Origin of the sequence: Bacillus sp. EB600 (genome assembly GCF_024494385.1) — a bacterium.
Classification (GTDB): domain Bacteria; phylum Bacillota; class Bacilli; order Bacillales; family Cytobacillaceae; genus JAEVLT01.
In genome coordinates, this window is the sequence record NZ_JAEVLT010000006.1 from 154,427 (window position 1) to 171,367 (window position 16,941).

At 36.3% G+C, this 16,941-nt stretch carries 17 protein-coding genes; 13 read left to right on the forward strand and 4 right to left on the reverse strand.

Annotation, left to right across the window (positions count from 1 at the left end):
• Positions 1-207: 207 nt before the first annotated feature.
• Positions 208-2,145 carry a lipoteichoic acid synthase gene (gene ltaS / locus JN080_RS09195; RefSeq protein WP_256235661.1) on the forward strand — a complete coding sequence of 646 codons (1,938 nt, stop codon included), beginning with the start codon at positions 208-210 and terminating at the stop codon, positions 2,143-2,145.
• A gap of 158 nt (positions 2,146-2,303) precedes the next feature.
• On the opposite strand, the gene JN080_RS09200 is transcribed toward ltaS, so the two are convergent.
• Positions 2,304-3,002, reverse strand: a complete 699-nt coding sequence (locus tag JN080_RS09200; RefSeq protein WP_256235662.1) for a pirin family protein — start codon at positions 3,000-3,002, stop codon at positions 2,304-2,306.
• A gap of 260 nt (positions 3,003-3,262) precedes the next feature.
• Between JN080_RS09200 and yyaC the strand changes: the two genes are divergently transcribed.
• Both yyaC and JN080_RS09210 read left to right on the forward strand, forming a co-directional pair.
• The gene (yyaC, locus tag JN080_RS09205; protein WP_256235663.1) at positions 3,263-3,856 is read left to right on the forward strand and encodes a spore protease YyaC; all 594 of its coding nucleotides are present in this window, start codon (positions 3,263-3,265) and stop codon (positions 3,854-3,856) included.
• 96 nt (positions 3,857-3,952) lie between these two features.
• On the forward strand, positions 3,953-4,645 hold the full coding sequence (locus tag JN080_RS09210) for a GntR family transcriptional regulator (protein WP_256235664.1): 693 nt from the start codon (positions 3,953-3,955) through the stop codon (positions 4,643-4,645).
• 27 nt (positions 4,646-4,672) lie between these two features.
• On the opposite strand, the gene nadX is transcribed toward JN080_RS09210, so the two are convergent.
• A complete protein-coding gene (gene nadX / locus JN080_RS09215; protein ID WP_256235666.1) occupies positions 4,673-5,470 on the reverse strand; it encodes an aspartate dehydrogenase in 798 nt (265 codons plus the stop codon).
• 836 nt (positions 5,471-6,306) lie between these two features.
• Here nadX and JN080_RS09220 point away from each other — a divergent pair.
• The 3 genes from JN080_RS09220 (at position 6,307) to JN080_RS09230 (ending at position 8,634) form a co-directional block, all read left to right on the forward strand.
• Positions 6,307-7,755 carry a hypothetical protein gene (locus tag JN080_RS09220; protein ID WP_256235667.1) on the forward strand — a complete coding sequence of 483 codons (1,449 nt, stop codon included), beginning with the start codon at positions 6,307-6,309 and terminating at the stop codon, positions 7,753-7,755.
• A 229-nt stretch (positions 7,756-7,984) separates the two neighbouring features.
• On the forward strand, positions 7,985-8,245 hold the full coding sequence (locus JN080_RS09225) for a hypothetical protein (RefSeq protein ID WP_256235668.1): 261 nt from the start codon (positions 7,985-7,987) through the stop codon (positions 8,243-8,245).
• 185 nt (positions 8,246-8,430) lie between these two features.
• Positions 8,431-8,634, forward strand: a complete 204-nt coding sequence (locus JN080_RS09230) for a hypothetical protein (protein WP_256235669.1) — start codon at positions 8,431-8,433, stop codon at positions 8,632-8,634.
• A 121-nt stretch (positions 8,635-8,755) separates the two neighbouring features.
• Here the strand turns inward: JN080_RS09230 and JN080_RS09235 are convergent, their stop codons facing one another.
• Positions 8,756-10,138 (reverse strand): hypothetical protein, encoded by a 1,383-nt coding sequence (locus JN080_RS09235; RefSeq protein WP_256235670.1) that lies wholly within the window; start codon positions 10,136-10,138, stop codon positions 8,756-8,758.
• A 437-nt stretch (positions 10,139-10,575) separates the two neighbouring features.
• Positions 10,576-10,908 carry a hypothetical protein gene (locus JN080_RS09240; RefSeq protein WP_256235671.1) on the reverse strand — a complete coding sequence of 111 codons (333 nt, stop codon included), beginning with the start codon at positions 10,906-10,908 and terminating at the stop codon, positions 10,576-10,578.
• A 390-nt stretch (positions 10,909-11,298) separates the two neighbouring features.
• Between JN080_RS09240 and JN080_RS09245 the strand changes: the two genes are divergently transcribed.
• From JN080_RS09245 to JN080_RS09275, 7 genes are all read left to right on the forward strand, one after another.
• Positions 11,299-11,631, forward strand: a complete 333-nt coding sequence (locus tag JN080_RS09245; protein ID WP_256235672.1) for a 2Fe-2S iron-sulfur cluster-binding protein — start codon at positions 11,299-11,301, stop codon at positions 11,629-11,631.
• Positions 11,632-11,691: 60 nt separating this feature from the next.
• Positions 11,692-12,462 (forward strand): creatininase family protein, encoded by a 771-nt coding sequence (locus tag JN080_RS09250; protein WP_256235673.1) that lies wholly within the window; start codon positions 11,692-11,694, stop codon positions 12,460-12,462.
• A gap of 212 nt (positions 12,463-12,674) precedes the next feature.
• Entirely contained in the window at positions 12,675-13,397 is a 723-nt protein-coding gene (locus JN080_RS09255; protein WP_256235674.1) for an iron-containing redox enzyme family protein, read from the forward strand.
• Positions 13,398-13,575: 178 nt separating this feature from the next.
• Positions 13,576-15,057 (forward strand): aldehyde dehydrogenase family protein, encoded by a 1,482-nt coding sequence (locus tag JN080_RS09260; protein WP_375141619.1) that lies wholly within the window; start codon positions 13,576-13,578, stop codon positions 15,055-15,057.
• 145 nt (positions 15,058-15,202) lie between these two features.
• Positions 15,203-15,682, forward strand: coding sequence for a GlcG/HbpS family heme-binding protein (locus tag JN080_RS09265; RefSeq protein ID WP_256235676.1), 480 nt, complete (start codon positions 15,203-15,205; stop codon positions 15,680-15,682).
• A gap of 130 nt (positions 15,683-15,812) precedes the next feature.
• Positions 15,813-16,409 carry a chromate transporter gene (locus JN080_RS09270; RefSeq protein WP_256235677.1) on the forward strand — a complete coding sequence of 199 codons (597 nt, stop codon included), beginning with the start codon at positions 15,813-15,815 and terminating at the stop codon, positions 16,407-16,409.
• On the forward strand, positions 16,406-16,936 hold the full coding sequence (locus tag JN080_RS09275; RefSeq protein WP_256235678.1) for a chromate transporter: 531 nt from the start codon (positions 16,406-16,408) through the stop codon (positions 16,934-16,936). The genes JN080_RS09270 and JN080_RS09275 overlap by 4 nt, the downstream gene beginning before the upstream one ends.
• Positions 16,937-16,941: the final 5 nt, after the last annotated feature.

Here is a 16,941-nt window from a genome sequence, read left to right on the forward strand (position 1 = left end):
CCACGGATTAATGTTAAAATGAAACTAAAATGTAAGCCGTTCAGTGAACTCTCACTAGGACGGTTTTTTTCTTTTTCTATGTTTGTTCATTGAATGTTCATCGTTAATTGGTAAAATAGATATTGGTTTTTATGTTCACTATTACTATATAATTAAACCAAAATGAAACTATATATTAAGATTTATGCTAGAAAGCAGGTACAAAACATGCACAATTTGGTTCAAAAAAATCAAATTATCTTCAATCTTGGCTTTTTCTTTTTGGTTGTATTCTTCCTTTGGATGAAAACATATATTGCTCAATTAACACAATTTGACCTAGGTGTAGGAAACAATTTACAAAAATTTCTATTATTTTTAAATCCACTAGGGTCTTCACTATTCTTTTTAGGGTTTTCTTTTTTCTTTAAGGGAAGGAAAAAGTATATCACGATTATCGTTTTTGACTTTCTATTATCTTTTCTTTTATATGCAAATATTTTATTTTACCGATTCTTTAATGATTTTATTACACTACCCACTTTAACCCAAACGCAAAATTTTGGTGATGTAAGTGGGAGTGTTGGTTCCCTTTTAAAACCTTATGATTTTTTATTCTTCGTTGATATTATCATTTTGATCGGATTACTTGCTTTTCGTTTTGTGAAAATTGAAGTGAAAGACATGAAATGGAATAAGGTATCAGCTTTATTTCTAATGTCACTGGCTATCTCTTTGGTTAATCTCGGATTAGCAGAAACAGACCGTCCAGAATTATTAACCAGAGGATTTGACAGAAATTATATTGTAAAATATCTAGGAATGTACAATTACACCATTTATGATGCGGTTAATAGTACGAAAGCATCCGCACAAAAGGTTATGGCAAGCAGCGACGATATGACGGAAATTATCAATTATGCAAAATCAAAATATGCTGAGCCCAATCCGGTTTACTATGGTGCCGGAAGAGGAATGAATGTCATTTACTTGCATCTTGAATCTACACAAAACTTCCTCATTAATTACAGATTAAGTGGAGAAGAAGTAACCCCATTTTTAAATTCTTTGACTAAAGATGCTAACACCCTTTATTTTGATAATTTCTTCCATCAAACTGGCCAAGGTAAAACATCTGATGCTGAATTTATGCTCGAAAATTCATTGTACGGGTTACCTCAAGGTTCAGCTTTTACAACAAAGGGCTTGAATACATTTGATGCAGCTCCAGCTATTTTGGGTCAGCAGGGATATACATCTGCGGTGTTCCATGGAAATTCAGGAAGTTTCTGGAATCGTAATGAGATTTATAAATCGTTTGGTTATAATAAGTTTTTTGATGAAAACTATTATGCTATGAACCCAGAAAATCTTGTTGAATATGGGCTAATGGATAAGCCTTTTTACGAACAGTCCATTCCACTCTTAGAAACATTGCCGCAGCCATTTTATACAAAATTTATAACGGTATCGAATCATTACCCTTACCCAATTCGTGATGCAGATGCTACGATTGCACCGGCTACAACAGGTGATAAATCTGTGGATACGTACTTCCAGACAGCTCGTTATGCAGACGAAGCGGTGCAGCAATTTTTTGCTTATTTACAGCAATCTGGATTCCTTGACCGTTCGATTATTGTTATGTACGGTGACCATTATGGAATTTCAGAAAATCACAATAAAGCAATGGAAAAAGTTCTTGGAAAAGAAGTAACACCTTTTGAAAGTACCGGTCTACAAAGGGTGCCATTATTCATTCGTGTCCCAGGTATCCAAGGTGGAGTGAACCACGAATACGGTGGACAAATTGACATTCTTCCAACCCTTCTTCACCTGCTGGGGATTGATACAAAAAATTACATTCAATTCGGAACAGACCTATTATCCGAACAGCATGATGACCTTGTTCCGTTCCGAAATGGTGACTTTGTAAGTCCGATTATCACGTCTATTGATGGCAAATTCTATGATTCAACAACAGGAATGAAAGTACAAAATGTTCACCTGGAAGAATCTAAGCAATACCAGAAAACGGTAGAACAAAAATTATCTCTTTCAGATCGGGTAGTTAATGGTGATTTATTACGGTTCTATACTCCTGAAGGCTTTATTCCAGTAGATCGTTCAGAATACAAATATAATGAAGCGAAGAATAAGAAATAAAAAAAGGCTGCCTGAAATGATATCTTTGGCAGCCTTTTTGGTCGTTTAAAAATAGGAAACTGTTGTTCTCAGTCGGTGGGCTTCAGTCCATACGGACTTGTACAGGATGTGCTGACATCGACGTTCTTTAAGTCGGGCGCTTGCCCTTTTTTTAAAAATTATTGTTTTAGCATTTCTACAACTAAGAAATGAGATGTTTCGTTGGCTTTGATTTGGATATCTTCTTCGACAATTTCCATTCCATCTCTCATATCAAGAGTAATATCATTAATGGTTGATTTTCCTTCGATTTGCACTAAATAAGCTTGTCTTCCTTCTTTTACAGGGAAGCTAATTTCTTTGTCTTTATCTAGTTCTAACGAGTAGATATTAGCATCCTGATTGATTTTGATTGGTGCATTACCTTCGTTACTTGAGACCATATAAAGCCATTGATTATGGCGATCTTCGTAATTAAATTGATGATCACCATAATTTGGAGTATATCCTGCCTGATCAGGAAGAATCCATATCTGCAATAATCTTAACGTTTCATCGCCATGATTCATCTCACTGTGATAAACACCAGTTCCTGCACTCATATATTGAACATGTCCACGGGTAATCGTGTTTCCATTTCCCATACTATCCTTATGGGTAAGATTTCCTTCCACTGAATATGAAACAATTTCCATATTCTGATGTGGGTGCATTGGGAATCCAGTATGGGGGTCAATTAAATCATCGTTAATGACCCGTAAAACTCCGAAATTGATATTTTTTGGATTATAGTACTCTGCAAATGAGAAATGAAATACACTTCTAAGCCAACCAAGATTACTTTTCCCCATATTGTTATGATCAAGTTTTCTTAACATCTAAAATCTCCCCTTTTGCCCTTATGGATTTTGTGTAGTGTGAATAATTTAACCTTTTTTACTTTTAGGTAAGGTATTTTTAATATATTTATCTTTAATTCGAGATAATTATATAACCAATTCGATTGGATTGTCAACAAAACGTATATCATCAATTCACTTATAACTTCTTTTCAAACAAAGGTAACATAATATAAAGTGTTTATGTTATCCTCTACTTAACTGAAGTGAAAAGGGAAATAGAGAGGAGTTAGCTCAATATGTGGCCTTTTGAAAACAAAAAAAAGGATAAAGACAAAGTCGAAGGGTCAAATTATCTATCCGCACAAAAGCCAACTGAAGTAATTGAAATTGAAAAAATGGCAAATAAACTTATTGATATACTGCATCATACCTCGAAGGAAATCATCTTTTTATGTGTTGGGTCTGATCGTTCTACAGGAGATTCACTTGGCCCAATAGTTGGTACGCTGTTAAAGGAAAAAAATATTCCCTTTCCTATTTACGGAACTTTGCAAGCGCCTGTCCATGCGCTAAATATAAAGAATGTTATCGAGGATATTCATAATACGTTTGAAGACCCGTTTATTATTGGGATCGATGCCTGCCTGGGGGATGAAAGAAAAATTGGCACCATCTTTATAAGAGAAGGATCGTTTTTTCCAGGTAAAGCACTAAATAAAGAATTACCTAGTGTGGGTGATTGTCATATAACTGCAAATGTAAATTACCTTGATCCATTTTATCCAATGCAGTCTTTAAGTAGTACGCGATTATATACTGTCCTGAAAATTGCAGATATAATGACAAAGATTATTATTAGGAGTGTTTTTTTAATAAGGAATAGTCAATGAATTTGTTGTGGGTAGATATTTTCAAAAATTTGATGATATCAAAGCCATTCAGTTATAATTAGTGTAATGTATACCAAATAGGAAGAGGCGGATAACATGGGGAATAATTGGGCGGAGGAAAATCTAATCTCGATCAGAGAAAGGGTTTATCTTTTTATTAAAGATCTAATTCTAGATGGTGAATTTAAAGCAGGAGATCGTCTAGTGGAGCGAGAGTTAGCAGAAAGATTAAATATAAGTAGAACGCCTATTCGAGAAGCTTTATTTAGATTAGAATCACAAGGATTCGTAAAAACCGTGCCAAGAAAAGGTGTTATTGTAGCTGATATTTCTGAGAAAGAAATTATCGAAGTGTTTACAATTCTTTCATCTCTTGAAGTCTTGGCAGCAAAATTAGCTGTGCAAAAATTAGATAATGATACAAAAAGCAAATTCACTACCTATATTAAAAAGGTGGAAGACTGCTTGAATGATAAAGATGGAACTGATTACTCTGAGTTACATTCAGAATTAAATTTTCTTTTGTACAGTTCAGCAAAAAATAGTAAACTGTATGAAATCTTGAGTGGGTTATCCGATTATATACGTGCATTTGCAAAAACCGGATATAAAAAACCGGGGAGAGCCGAACAGTCAATGGAAGAGCACTTAAAAATAATGGAGGCTATTCTTAATCAAGAAATAGAAATGGCGGAATATTTGACTAAGATTCATATTGAGAATTCGAAAAAGGCTTATGTTGAAGGGATTAAGAAAGTCGAAGAAAAGAAAAGTAGGGGAAAGAACTAGGCTTAGCCCTTTCTCCTACTTTTTATGTTATATCCCAACAACCACGGATGTGGTTAAGTTTTTTAATACTTTTGCGACACTCATGGCTGTGATCGGACTCGATTTAGGATTCTGTTTAAATGGTACATTTTGGACGGATATTTCGACTTGACCAAAAAATCCCTTTGCTTTAATGGTATGTATATTAGACTGAATTGAGGGATCCACATAAACTTGAACTTTTGTTTTTTCGAATCCTATTCCAGCGATACTTAGTGTAGCAGCCACATTCACATTTTCAGGAAATAATCTCGCAGCCTCAACTGCCACGCCATCGAAGATGCAACAAGGCTCGACGATTGTTTCTAAATCAACCTTTTCCTCTGCAAAAGTCCCATACCAACTTTTTGTAGGCTTTCTAGTAATAAGAGTAATTTCTTCAATTTCTCCTAATACCCCGGCAGCGATTCGATCTAAACCTGCAATTGCAGCAGAAGGAATAAAAATTTGCTTATTACTTTCTTTTGCTGCTATTTGTAATTTCTCATAAAAGTCGATATCTGCTAAAGCACCTGACGAAAGGATCATCAGGCTGCTTCCGCTTGATAGTGCTTTTTCACCGTAAAGCTTTAAAGCCTTATGACCGGCAGCTTCTATAATAATATCTAAATTTTGATTAAAAAAAACATTTTCATCAGTAGTAATGGTAAAAGGATAGGAAGATGACTCTATAGCACTTCTAATAAGGACAGTTTTTACATCTACATTGCCCGCTTGCTGTGTTTGTATTAATTCAATAATACTCTTACCCAATGTTCCATAACCAATGATACCAACCTTTAACATTATTTATTCACCTCATAATAGTTTAATAGAAATTTTCTGGACTTCCCATATTAAAAAAAGTAGCATTCCACAAAGGATCCTATTTTTGTTCATCATTTCATATCCTCAATGAAGATAACTTTTTTCTTACGTAATTCCTATGTGAGAATATCTGACAACTTTCTAGAATGTCGTATTTTCATATGCTATTCTAGATTTAATAACATCATGCTATGTTATCAATAGGGAAGTTGAAAAAGAAAATAGATTAAAAAATCGTTCGTTTGGTATACTTTATACCTTTTGTTCCCTTCATTTTATCGAATCATGTAGTTAATATCAAGTTGAATAATTTAAATATACAAAAATATCAAAAAATTTAAAATTATTTGCAAATTATCTACTTTTATTATATTATATTTTATAAGTTGCTAATAGTACTAAAGGGAGGTGCTAAGATTCTAAGAATTATACAATTGATTCTTGAGTTAATTTTAGCTTATTGAGTATTCAGGATAGATGGAATACTTAGGAGAAGATCATGTAATTTGGAGTTGGTTTTGAAAGACGGAAGAAAAGAGTTTAATTCAGCAGAGAAAAATGATTGTTTTTTTATTTTTTGGTATACAATCCACAATATACAAATTTGCAACTACTAAATGCTTCATTCTATTGTTAAAGCGATATACATTTATTTTTCTATTAAATGAACGATTGATAGTGAATGGGAAAACATTGTCCTCTAAGAATGCGCATACATATAAACCCTCAACCTATTAATTTAATTCAAACTAATCAAAATGCAGTTGGCTAAATGAAAAGGGCTTTAGATCTTATACACTATTAGGAGGAAATATATGGAATTAACAGTAGCTCATTGGATGTATCTATTTGTCACTGTAGCTGTCATTGTTATCATGCTTTTTAGAAAAGGTATCGTTTTACCTCTTATCATTGGAACCTTTTTGGTAGCTGCAGTTTATAAAGGGAGTCTTATTTCAGGGTTTCAAGCAGTTTTTAACGCAAACCTTGTTGCCGCTAAGGAGCTATTCAGTATTTTCCTAATTATTTCAATCATGATTGGTTTACTTAATTCATTAAAAGATTTGGGAGCGGATAAAAGGATGGTCGTTCCTATCCAAAAAATAATGGTAAACGGTCATATCTCTTTTCTAGTTTTAATGGTCACAACATATGTAATTTCACTCTTTTTCTGGCCAACACCCGCTGTTCCACTAATTTGTGCTTTGTTAGTTCCTGCTGCAGTACGTGCAGGATTGCCTGTCATGACATCAGCAATGGTAATTTGCATTGCTGGTCAAGGGATGGCACTTTCATCAGATTATATAATGCAAGTAGCCCCAATGCTTAGTGCCAAAGCAGCAGGCATTGATAAATCCTTAGTTTCAGACAAGACGTTCATTTTGTCTCTTATAACTGGGATCAGTTCCCTAGTGATTGTCTATGTGACGCACCGAAAAGCAATAACAAAAAAATCCGGATCCTTAAGTAACATGAATAATGAGGAGAAAGCATTCTTTGATGTGGCTGATGAACTGGCCGCTACGGCAGAAGTGAGTGTTGATCTAGTTAAAAGGAAAGAATTCTGGGGAAAAGTATTTGCTATCATTGTTCCTTTATCAATGTTGGGTGTCATGATCTTCATGTTCCAAACCAAACTGGGTGGCGGAACTGGATTTGAGGGAGGGGATGGCGCAGCCTTTATCGGTGGAGTGGCAACGATTCTATTAATTTTGGCAACGATTGCCTTTAATAAAATTCATGCCCTTGATAAAATAAGTGAACATATTACAGAAGGTTTTGTATTTGCATTTCGAGCAATGGCTCCCGTGATTCCAATTGCAGGTTTCTTCTTTATGGGAAGTGGAGACTTTTCAGGTTCAATCCTTTCGTTAGGTGACAAAGTAGACAAGCCAGCCTTTCTTTTTGATATCATCCAAGCAGGACAAAATTATATACCGCATAACCCAATTTTTTCAGCGGTTGGTATATTGATCGTTGGAATAATAACTGGGTTAGATGGTTCCGGGTTTGCGGGTCTTCCTTTAACGGGCGCTTTGTCTGGGGCGTTAGCGCCTGGTAGTCATCTTGATCCATCCGTTATGGCAGCGATTGGGCAAATGGGTGCGGTTTGGAGCGGAGGAGGCACTTTAATTGCATGGTCTTCTCTTGTAGCAGTCGCAGGCTTCCTCCAAGTTTCTCCTATAGAGTTGGCCAGAAAAAACTTTCTGCCAGTCATTACAGGACTTTTGATAGCAACTATTTTAGCAGTATTCATATGGTAGATAGTAAACAGTTATAGTCCTGATCTATTTCCATGTAGGTGATTAAACGCTTAGTGAAAGAAGGGGGTCCCTTAAGTTAGCTAGTACCTAACTTAAGGGATCCCCCTTTTTTATAGAAGTTATTATTTAACTAGAGCAATATGGCTTGGTTGCACATTCAAAACAAGGAGAGTAAAAATGAAAAAATATAAAGTTGGTTTAGTCGGTATTGGGAAATTAGACCGCGTTAATGACTTATGGGAATAAAAACAAGATAAAAATAGGGGCTTTCCACCCTGAAAAAACAAAAGCAGAAAAGTTTGTTCAACAATTTCAAAATGGTTATTTATTAGCCGAAGATGAATTAATAGAATTAGATGTCTTACTTCTAGCACTACCTGCAATGGAGGTTATTCCATTTATCACAAGTTTAAAGATCCAAAGTACTTTTCATCATCCCTCCTTATTTAATCAATATGGCAACAGACCTTCATACAAACGAAATCACTAACAATCCTTAAATGTTCTTGGTGTGAAGTATATGGGCCATTGGAAAGACTTATTGGAACATGGAAATGGCCTTTTCATCACAGAAACCTCACTACCTAAGCAAATAGAGGAACTCTTTTTGCTTCTTGGAAAGGTAAAAATAGACAGTGAAGATTGTTTAACGCAAGTGAATAAGTAGCAACTAACTTGGCTGCCATAATAGCCATTGAGATCGAGACTGAGTTTGCTAAAAGAGGGTTTTCTGCTGAATATGTAAAAAGAGCTTTAACATCGATTGCCCCTGAAGTGATCCGTTCATATAATGAAGGAAGTCTTGGCAACTTTGCAAAGGAAATCGTTAAAGAAATTCAAGATGAGCAGAAGTTGAAGGTGATTAGCTTTCTACAATAAGAAAGTATAAACCTATCATGTAATCAACGAAGCGTAACAGAGAATTTCAAAAAAACAGAGGAGGCAGTCAATCAACTAGATTGACTGCCTCCTCTGTTTTTTAACTTTGGAAATGGTTACTTTAAGAAACAATCCATTGTAATACAATTAAATACACCATGACACAGCCGATATAAAGCCCTGCAAATGATAGATTCCAATTAGACACTTTATACGAACTTTCCTTCACCAGGTTTGACATAAGTCCTAATGTAGCATTATAAGGGCCAACTAGAAATGCAGATACAGCTCCGGCTAACATAGCTACTGTCAAGATATGTGGGGAAATACCAATCACTTGTGGATTTAATCCCTCAGTCATTAAGGCAAGTGAAACGGCTGGATGAAGACCTAGAAAAGCAAACGCTAACGGGATTAAGGGCAACAAGATCAGGAAGACTTCTACACCTGCCACATGAATAAACTTTGCAATCCAGCCATCCAGCCATACATTAGCATGGGAGACGTTGATGGTTGAGATAAAAAATCCTGCCGACAAATAAATGAAGAATTGATCCTTCATACTAAATGAGAAGTCCTGAAAATGTTTGAATAACTGAGCAGCAAACTTTTTCCCCTTTTTTAAGAAGATCGACCATGTAAAAGCAAATGGGATGACCAGTAAGGATACAAGAAATAAGAAGGGGTAAGGAAAACTTTTCTCTACCAATGAAATAACAACATTGAAAATAATGATAGCCAGAAGAATTTGAAAGACTCTGCCAGAGCGGCTGATTTGACTAGGTTCAATTGTTGCAGCCATTTCTTGGGCGGATATGCTCTTTTGGTTTTTGATCATTATTTTTGATTGACGTGATCCTATGAACCAATCCAATCCCATTCCGACTATGCTTAATGGGACAACAAATGGAAGGATAGAAACCCAGCTCACACCAGTCATCGTAATAACAATCCCAACAATCGGGGTAACAGGTGCCCATAGTAAAGGCATCGCAAAACCTCTAGTAATGGCTCTGCTCATGAATCGTTCTTTATTCTGTACAGGAATTACATTTAATGAAGGCCTTATAGAGTAGTAGGTCATTGGCAATGTTGCCAGATTCATGAAAATACTGAAAAAATAGGAAAAGCCAGAAGTTATTATATAAAGCTGTCCAGAGGTCCTCACTTTATTTTGGATGATTGTTTGAATTCCACCACTGTATCCACCTATCTTAATGGGGATTCCTAAAATAGGGACTAACGTAAACATGGTGAGCAAGTCAAGCATTGGGCCAAAGGAAAGAATGTATTGATGCCAAGGAGCTCCGCTTGTCCAAAGTAATAGCAAACCAAGCATCAAAAAGCTGCTTCCCAATATTCGAACAAATCGTTTTGCATTGAACAATGTACATAGTACAATAGTAAGACTTAAAATGGATAAAATAACCCCAATATTTAGTTGAGGGAAAAGCACCGATAGTACATACAATAAAATCACTAAAAAAAGCATAACTCTCAGCATATCAACACCTGCCTTTATCTAATATGGTATACCAAACATGCTGATATCTAGTAAAACTTTCATAATTTAGCCACATTTTCTCTGTAATTTTGGTATTTGGTATACAATGTGCTTGTAATTTTATTAATCTCATCATACAATGAAAGTAAGAAATAACTTAGTATACGGGAGGAATTTATATGTTAAACTTTTTATTTGGCTCCGATAAAGCAGCTAAAAAAGCTGAAAAGAAATTAGCTACCCTAAGAAAAATACTCAAATTTTAATTTTCAATGCTTGTCAATCTAACATGTTTATCATACAAAAACCGGAGAGATCATGCTTCCTCTCCGGCCTTTTTTATTAAAAGAACCCCAATTGATAGCTTTGAAGGAAGGTAATCAATGTCTAACTTCTCTACCCAGTTAAAGTGAACTTACTAAAAGTGTGCTTTTCTTTTAAACAGGAAGTTCGGACTTTACGAGTTTAGAATTGATCGAATCTTCACTATTACCTGACGCTCTTACGATTTCATGTAACTCCTCACGTGCTTCTTCAATAGTTTCAAACTTTTCAAAAAATTTAACTCCAATATTGTTAATATATTCTTTTCCTTCAAATTCTTCAATCAATTGAATTTTACTATTCTCATCTAGTACTTTTGCAATCGTGTAGGAAGCCTTTAAATTTTCAAAAAAATAAAAATCGTAGGTTTCAACAGGTCCAAACCCATCATTCTGAAGAATTGTCTTGAAAGTATCTTTATTCGTTAACACAATATATTTTTCCAAACTGCTTCCTCCTTAAATTTGGCTGTTTTTCTTTTTTCTTGACCCTAAACAAATAGAATTAATAAAGAACTGAAAGCAAAAATTGGTGATGGGAAGTGTGCTTCTTTATTAATGATTTTCTCTATCCTCCTTTAGGAACATTGTATACCAAACTATTGATTAGTATTTTATATTAAATTAAGTAAATATTCAATATATTATTCGGAATATTCTAATAGTTATGCGAATAACAATCATTTAAGTAGAAACTTAAAGGGCTGGTCAAGAAGAATTAGTCAATTTAAAATAAAATTTTCCCACAAAATAAAATATCTCGATTGCTTCTTAACAGAAAAGATTGTATAATCAGTAAAAATATCAAAATTTTCTGAATAATGGAAGGGGAATTTTATGCCAAAGGTTATTCTTCATATTGATGGATCTATAGTTGAACAAGAAGTTAAAGAAAATGCCAACTTAGTCGTACTGGCTGGTATTCGTCAATTTCCAAAGCTTAAGTATGGATGCGGAATGGGGCGGTGTACAAAATGCACCTGTCAAGTGGTAAACGGTGCAGAAGCATTAGCAGCCCCGAATTGGAAGGAAGTAAAAATGCTGGGTGAGAAGGTAAATGATGGTTATCGTTTGACCTGTCAATTAACGATTCAGCAAGATATTGAAATTTCACAAGAAAATATTGCAATCCTAGCTCCTAAAAAGAAATCAGCTATTCAAACATTGTAGCTATTTATTTTTAAACTTTATTGGTATACAAAGTACAATCAAATAAAGAGGTGAGTTTTATTGAATTGTTATGATTTAACAAGTATGACATGGAAAGAAGTTAAAGATTCGTTATCTACAGTTCAGCTTGCAATCATCCCAATTGGAGCCCATGAACAACATGGTCCACATATGGTAGAAAGCTGTGATGCTGTTCTTGCGGAAAGAATGGCCAAAAAACTAGGGCAAAGAATGTTTCCATTTGTATGGGTTACACCAACTATTAATATGGGGATTTCTCCGCACCATTTGAATTTTCCAGGGACGATTTCACTACAGCCTACGACGCTTATTGCGATTCTAAAAGATGTGATTTCATCTTTAAAACATCATGGTATTCATAAGTTTTTATTACTTAATTCACACGGGGGGAATCAATCTACTTTAAATGTTGCATCAGCGATGTTAACACAAGAATTGGAGGTAGATATTTACTACGCGAAAACCACAGCATCTGCAAAAAAATCATTCGAGAACCTTATCAAGTCGCCATTATTTGGCCACAGCTGCGAACGGGAAGTTTCCGAAGCACTGTATTTAGCACCGGAAATTGTCCGGGTTGATGAACTTGAAAAAGGTGATATTCAGGAAGAGGGAAGGTGGAAGCAGCTTAGGCCGGGAAAAGCCATCCAGGGGTTTTATTACTATGAAGAAATGACTCAAAACGGGTGTATTGGGGACGCCACAAAGGCCAGCAGAGATATTGGCCGTGAAATTGTTGATGAAGCTTTGGAGAACCTTACTGAAGAACTTAGTAAACTCTTAAACTTAAAAGTAGATGTTTCTTATTAAATTAAAAATATTTAAAAAATTCAAAAAACACCATTTACAAAGTGGAAAAGTTAAGATAATATATCAATAACGGTATACCAAATACATAATATCTTAGAAAAAAAGGCTGTTGAAGACAAAACAATCTTTTATTTTTAAGTTAGTATGGTATACAAAATATCAAATGCCAGATGCGACGAAAAATCAATTAAAGACATAGGAGGAGATTTAGAATGGTAGAATTATTATCAAAGGATGAATTTCGTAAACAGTTAGAGGAAGCAATTAAAGGAAACCATAGTCAAAAGGCTCCATTTACATTAGCTTGGGCTGAAGGAAAACTTGAAAGAGAACACTTCGCAAGATGGGCTGAGAACCATTACCACTATGTAGGACCTTTCGCTGACTACTTAGCGTATATTTACCACAACACTCCAAATCAACAAAAATATGAAGCTGCTAAAGACTTTATCCTATCAAATATGTATGAAGAAGAAATTGCCGCAGATCGGCATACTGATTTACTAATTCGTTTTGCGGAAGCATGTGGGACCACTCGTGAACGAGTAACGAATCCAGATAATATGGCTACAACTACTTTAGGTCTTCAAAGCTGGTGTTATGCTGTTGCTGCTCGTGAACATTTCGTTGTTGCCACAGCTGCACTTGTTGTTGGGCTAGAATCTCAAGTACCTGATATTTACCGGAAGCAGACTCCCGCTTTAAGAGCACAATATGGATTTACAGATGAAGAAATTGAGTTCTTCGATTTACACATCGTTTCAGATGAAATTCATGGTGAACGCGGTTACAAAATTGTTCTTGACCACGCTGATACTCCTGAATTACAGCAACGCTGTTTGGAAATTGTCCGTGTAGGTGCGAAAATGCGCCGGATGTACATGGATGGACTTTGGAGAGAATATCTTGAGCAGGATCTTGGAACTTTAGTTTAATAATCTCAATAAAGAACTAAAGTGACGAAATCATCTTACTGATTCAGATATATAACTTCCTAATGAACCATCTCCTTATCAGGCCGTCAAATAAATCTTGTAGGATCGAGGTTGAAAGTGACGGCCCGTTTTTACTTAAATAGGATAGTAGTAGATTCAGTATTAAAAAAAAGAAATAATGGAAAAAGGTGATTGGTTGTTAACTACAGAACTTGTGACGTTCAAAAACTTTATTGATGGTGAATGGCAGGAATCGGCAAGTAATAAACTGATGTATAGTGTTAACCCTGCAAATACAGATGACATTGTCGGGGTATTTCAAGCTTCGAATGAACAGGATGTAAAATTAGCAATTAACGCAGCGAATAACGCTTTTCCAAACTGGGCGAAAACAGCCCCATCTAAACGGGCTTCCATCCTAAATAAAGCGGCCGATATTTTGGAACAAAATGCTGGTCAATACGCGGAAGAATTAACAAGGGAAGAAGGAAAGCACATCAATGATGCTAGGAATGAAGTGATTCGCTCGGCACAAACGCTTCGATTTTATGCAGTGGAAGGACAAACTCTTACAGGGGAAACCTTTCCAAATGATGATCCAAACATGAAAGTCGTAACGGAAAGAGAACCAATTGGAGTTGTAAGTGTGATTACTCCATGGAACTTTCCACTTTCTATTCCTGCCAGAAAAATTGCACCAGCTTTAATTACGGGAAACACGGTTGTTTTTAAACCTTCATCGGATACTCCGCTAATCGCTTTACGTCTAGTTGAGGCATTGCATCAGGCTGGTATTCCTAAAGGCGTCATAAATTTTGTAACGGGAAAAGCTTCTGAAGTAGGAGATCTTTTGGTATCCCATCCTGCTGTTAGGGCGATTACTTTTACTGGATCGACGGCAGCAGGTGAAGATATCCACAAAAAGTCTTCTTTTACCACACGGACGCAGATGGAGCTGGGAGGAAAAAATCCGATAATTGTCATGGATGATGGGGATATCGACTTAGCTGCTGACTTAACAGTAAACGGTGGATTTTCCTTATCAGGGCAAGCCTGTACCGGCACAAGCAGGGTAATTGTCATGAAAAATGTGAAGGAACAGTTTATTGAAAAACTAATTGAAAAAACAAGCTCCCTTAAAATCGGAAATGGCTTTGAAGAGGGAGTAAAGATCGGTCCACTAGCGAATGAAAAACAACTGAAAAATGTCTTAAAGTATATTGAATTCGGCAAAGAAGATGGAGCCACTTTAACTTATGGCGGTGAGCGGCTGACAGCTGGGGAATTCCATCATGGCTTTTACATACAGCCAGCAATCTTTACCAATGTTAAACCTGATCATCGTATTGCTAAGGAAGAGATTTTTGGTCCAGTTGTGGCTGTATTAGAAGTAGATTCATATGAAGAAGCGATCAAGGTTGCAAACGAGGTGGAATATGGATTGTCGGCTTCGATTGTTACAAATAATCTGAAAATTGCAAATCGATTTACGAAAGACATCCAAGCCGGGACTGTGAAGGTAAATCGCACAACGACTGGGAACTTAATTAATGCTCCTTTTGGCGGCTTGAAAAAATCAAGTACATCCACATTCCGCGAATCAGGAAGAGTCGGCTTGGAATTTTTTACACAACTAAAAACAGTCTACATTGGCTATTAAATGACAAAAGCGGAAGTGCCTGTTTAGTACAATGATCTCTGGGCGCTGGCCGGCTCAATGTGCCGCCGTCCTGGCGGCAACGTCGGCACTAGCACTTCCTATGCGGCGTAGCTAGACGAAATAAGAAATCATCGAGGAGAATAATATGAAATCAATCTTAAAATTAGAATTAGCAGAAGCAAAATTAATGATTGAAGCAGCTAAGAAAAAATCAGAGGAAATCAATGTGCTTGAAACAATTGCTGTTGTGGATGAGGGGGGAAACCTTCTTGCACTTGAAAGAATGAATGGGGCACGCATTACCGGACCGGAAATTTCCATTGCAAAAGCGTACACAGCTGCAGGTCATAAACGGTCTACCCATTTATTTAATAAGGAGCCGAACGGTCCGGCGCTTCCTGGAAATGAAGCATTTGGAATCCAACAGATGCTTCCAGGGAAATTCGCTATTTTTGTTGGTGGTTTCCCAATTGTTGTAAATAGTGAGGTGGTTGGTGGAATTGGTGTAAGCGGCGGAAATGGTGAGCAGGATACCGCAATAGGAACAGCGGCGTTGAAGGCGTTACAAAAGCATTTAGAAGGAAAAGGACTGGAAGTAATCACAGAAGCAGATATAAAAAAATAGGCATATTTTAGAATGATCTAGGACCTCATTTGTTCTAAATGAGGTCTCGATGAAAATAAATTTACGTAAGTTCATATTGTATCAAATTAGAGTGAGTAAATGGTTGTTTTTTTAGAAAGGGGAGAATCGATTGAAACCCTATGTTGAATTAGCAGTTGGATTTGCCCGAACGGGTGTTACAGGCTATGGGGGAGGACCTTCGACGATACCGTTGATTGAATTTGAGGCTGTTCAAAAATATAAGTGGGTAACAGAGGAAGAGTTTGGAGAAATTTTAGCTCTGGCAAATACATTACCTGGACCGATTGCAACAAAAATGGCAGCTTATGTTGGTTACAAAGTAAAAGGGGGCCTAGGTGCAGCGGTAGCAATATTGGCCCACGTTCTTCCGTCTATTATTGCGATGCTTGCATTGTTAGGGGTGCTGTATAGGTTCCGGAACTCTCCAATTGTGAGTGGGATGGTTCAGGGTGTTACTCCAGTGGTGGGATATATGCTTGCAGAAATGGCCTATCGTTTCTACCAAAAAGGCCACAAGGGGTTAGGTTTATCGAAAATGCTCTTATTATCCGTTGTTTCTTTAATTGTTGTTCAATTTATTGGATTGCATCCAGGCATAGTAATTGCTGCATTTCTCGTTTCTGCATTTTTCATTGCGGCTCGTAAAGAAAAGTTTTCCAAAGGTTCGCCTGGAAAGGTGATTCAAATGAAGGAGAAAAGCTCATGATCTATTGGAATCTATTTTTATCGTTTTTAATTTCGAATTTACTGGGGTATGGAGGCGGTCCTGCCATCATTCCTTTAATTCAAAATGATGTTGTCAATCATTATCATTGGATGAGTTTATCTGAATTTAGTAACGTATTAGCGATTGCGAACGCTTTACCGGGACCGATTGCAACAAAAATGGGCGGTTTTATAGGTTATCAGCTGGGCGGAATTCCCGGAGCAATCGTAGCATTAGCTGCAACCATTCTTCCTTCCGCTTTGGCAGTTATCATATTGCTTAAATTTGTAAATTTATTTAAAGATTCACCCCGAGTTAAACTAATGACAAAATCAGTACAGCCGATCATTTTTGTATTGCTTGCCGTAATGGCCTACCAGTTCTTTTTCTCAGCCTTTGAAAAAAGTGGTGCAATTCACCTTGTCCTGCTGGCTTTTCTCAGCTATTTGACTTTAAGTAAGTTTAAAGTTCATCCTTCTTTTGTAATTATTGGTGCGTTATTTTATGGTGGACTCTTTTTATCCTAAGCTCA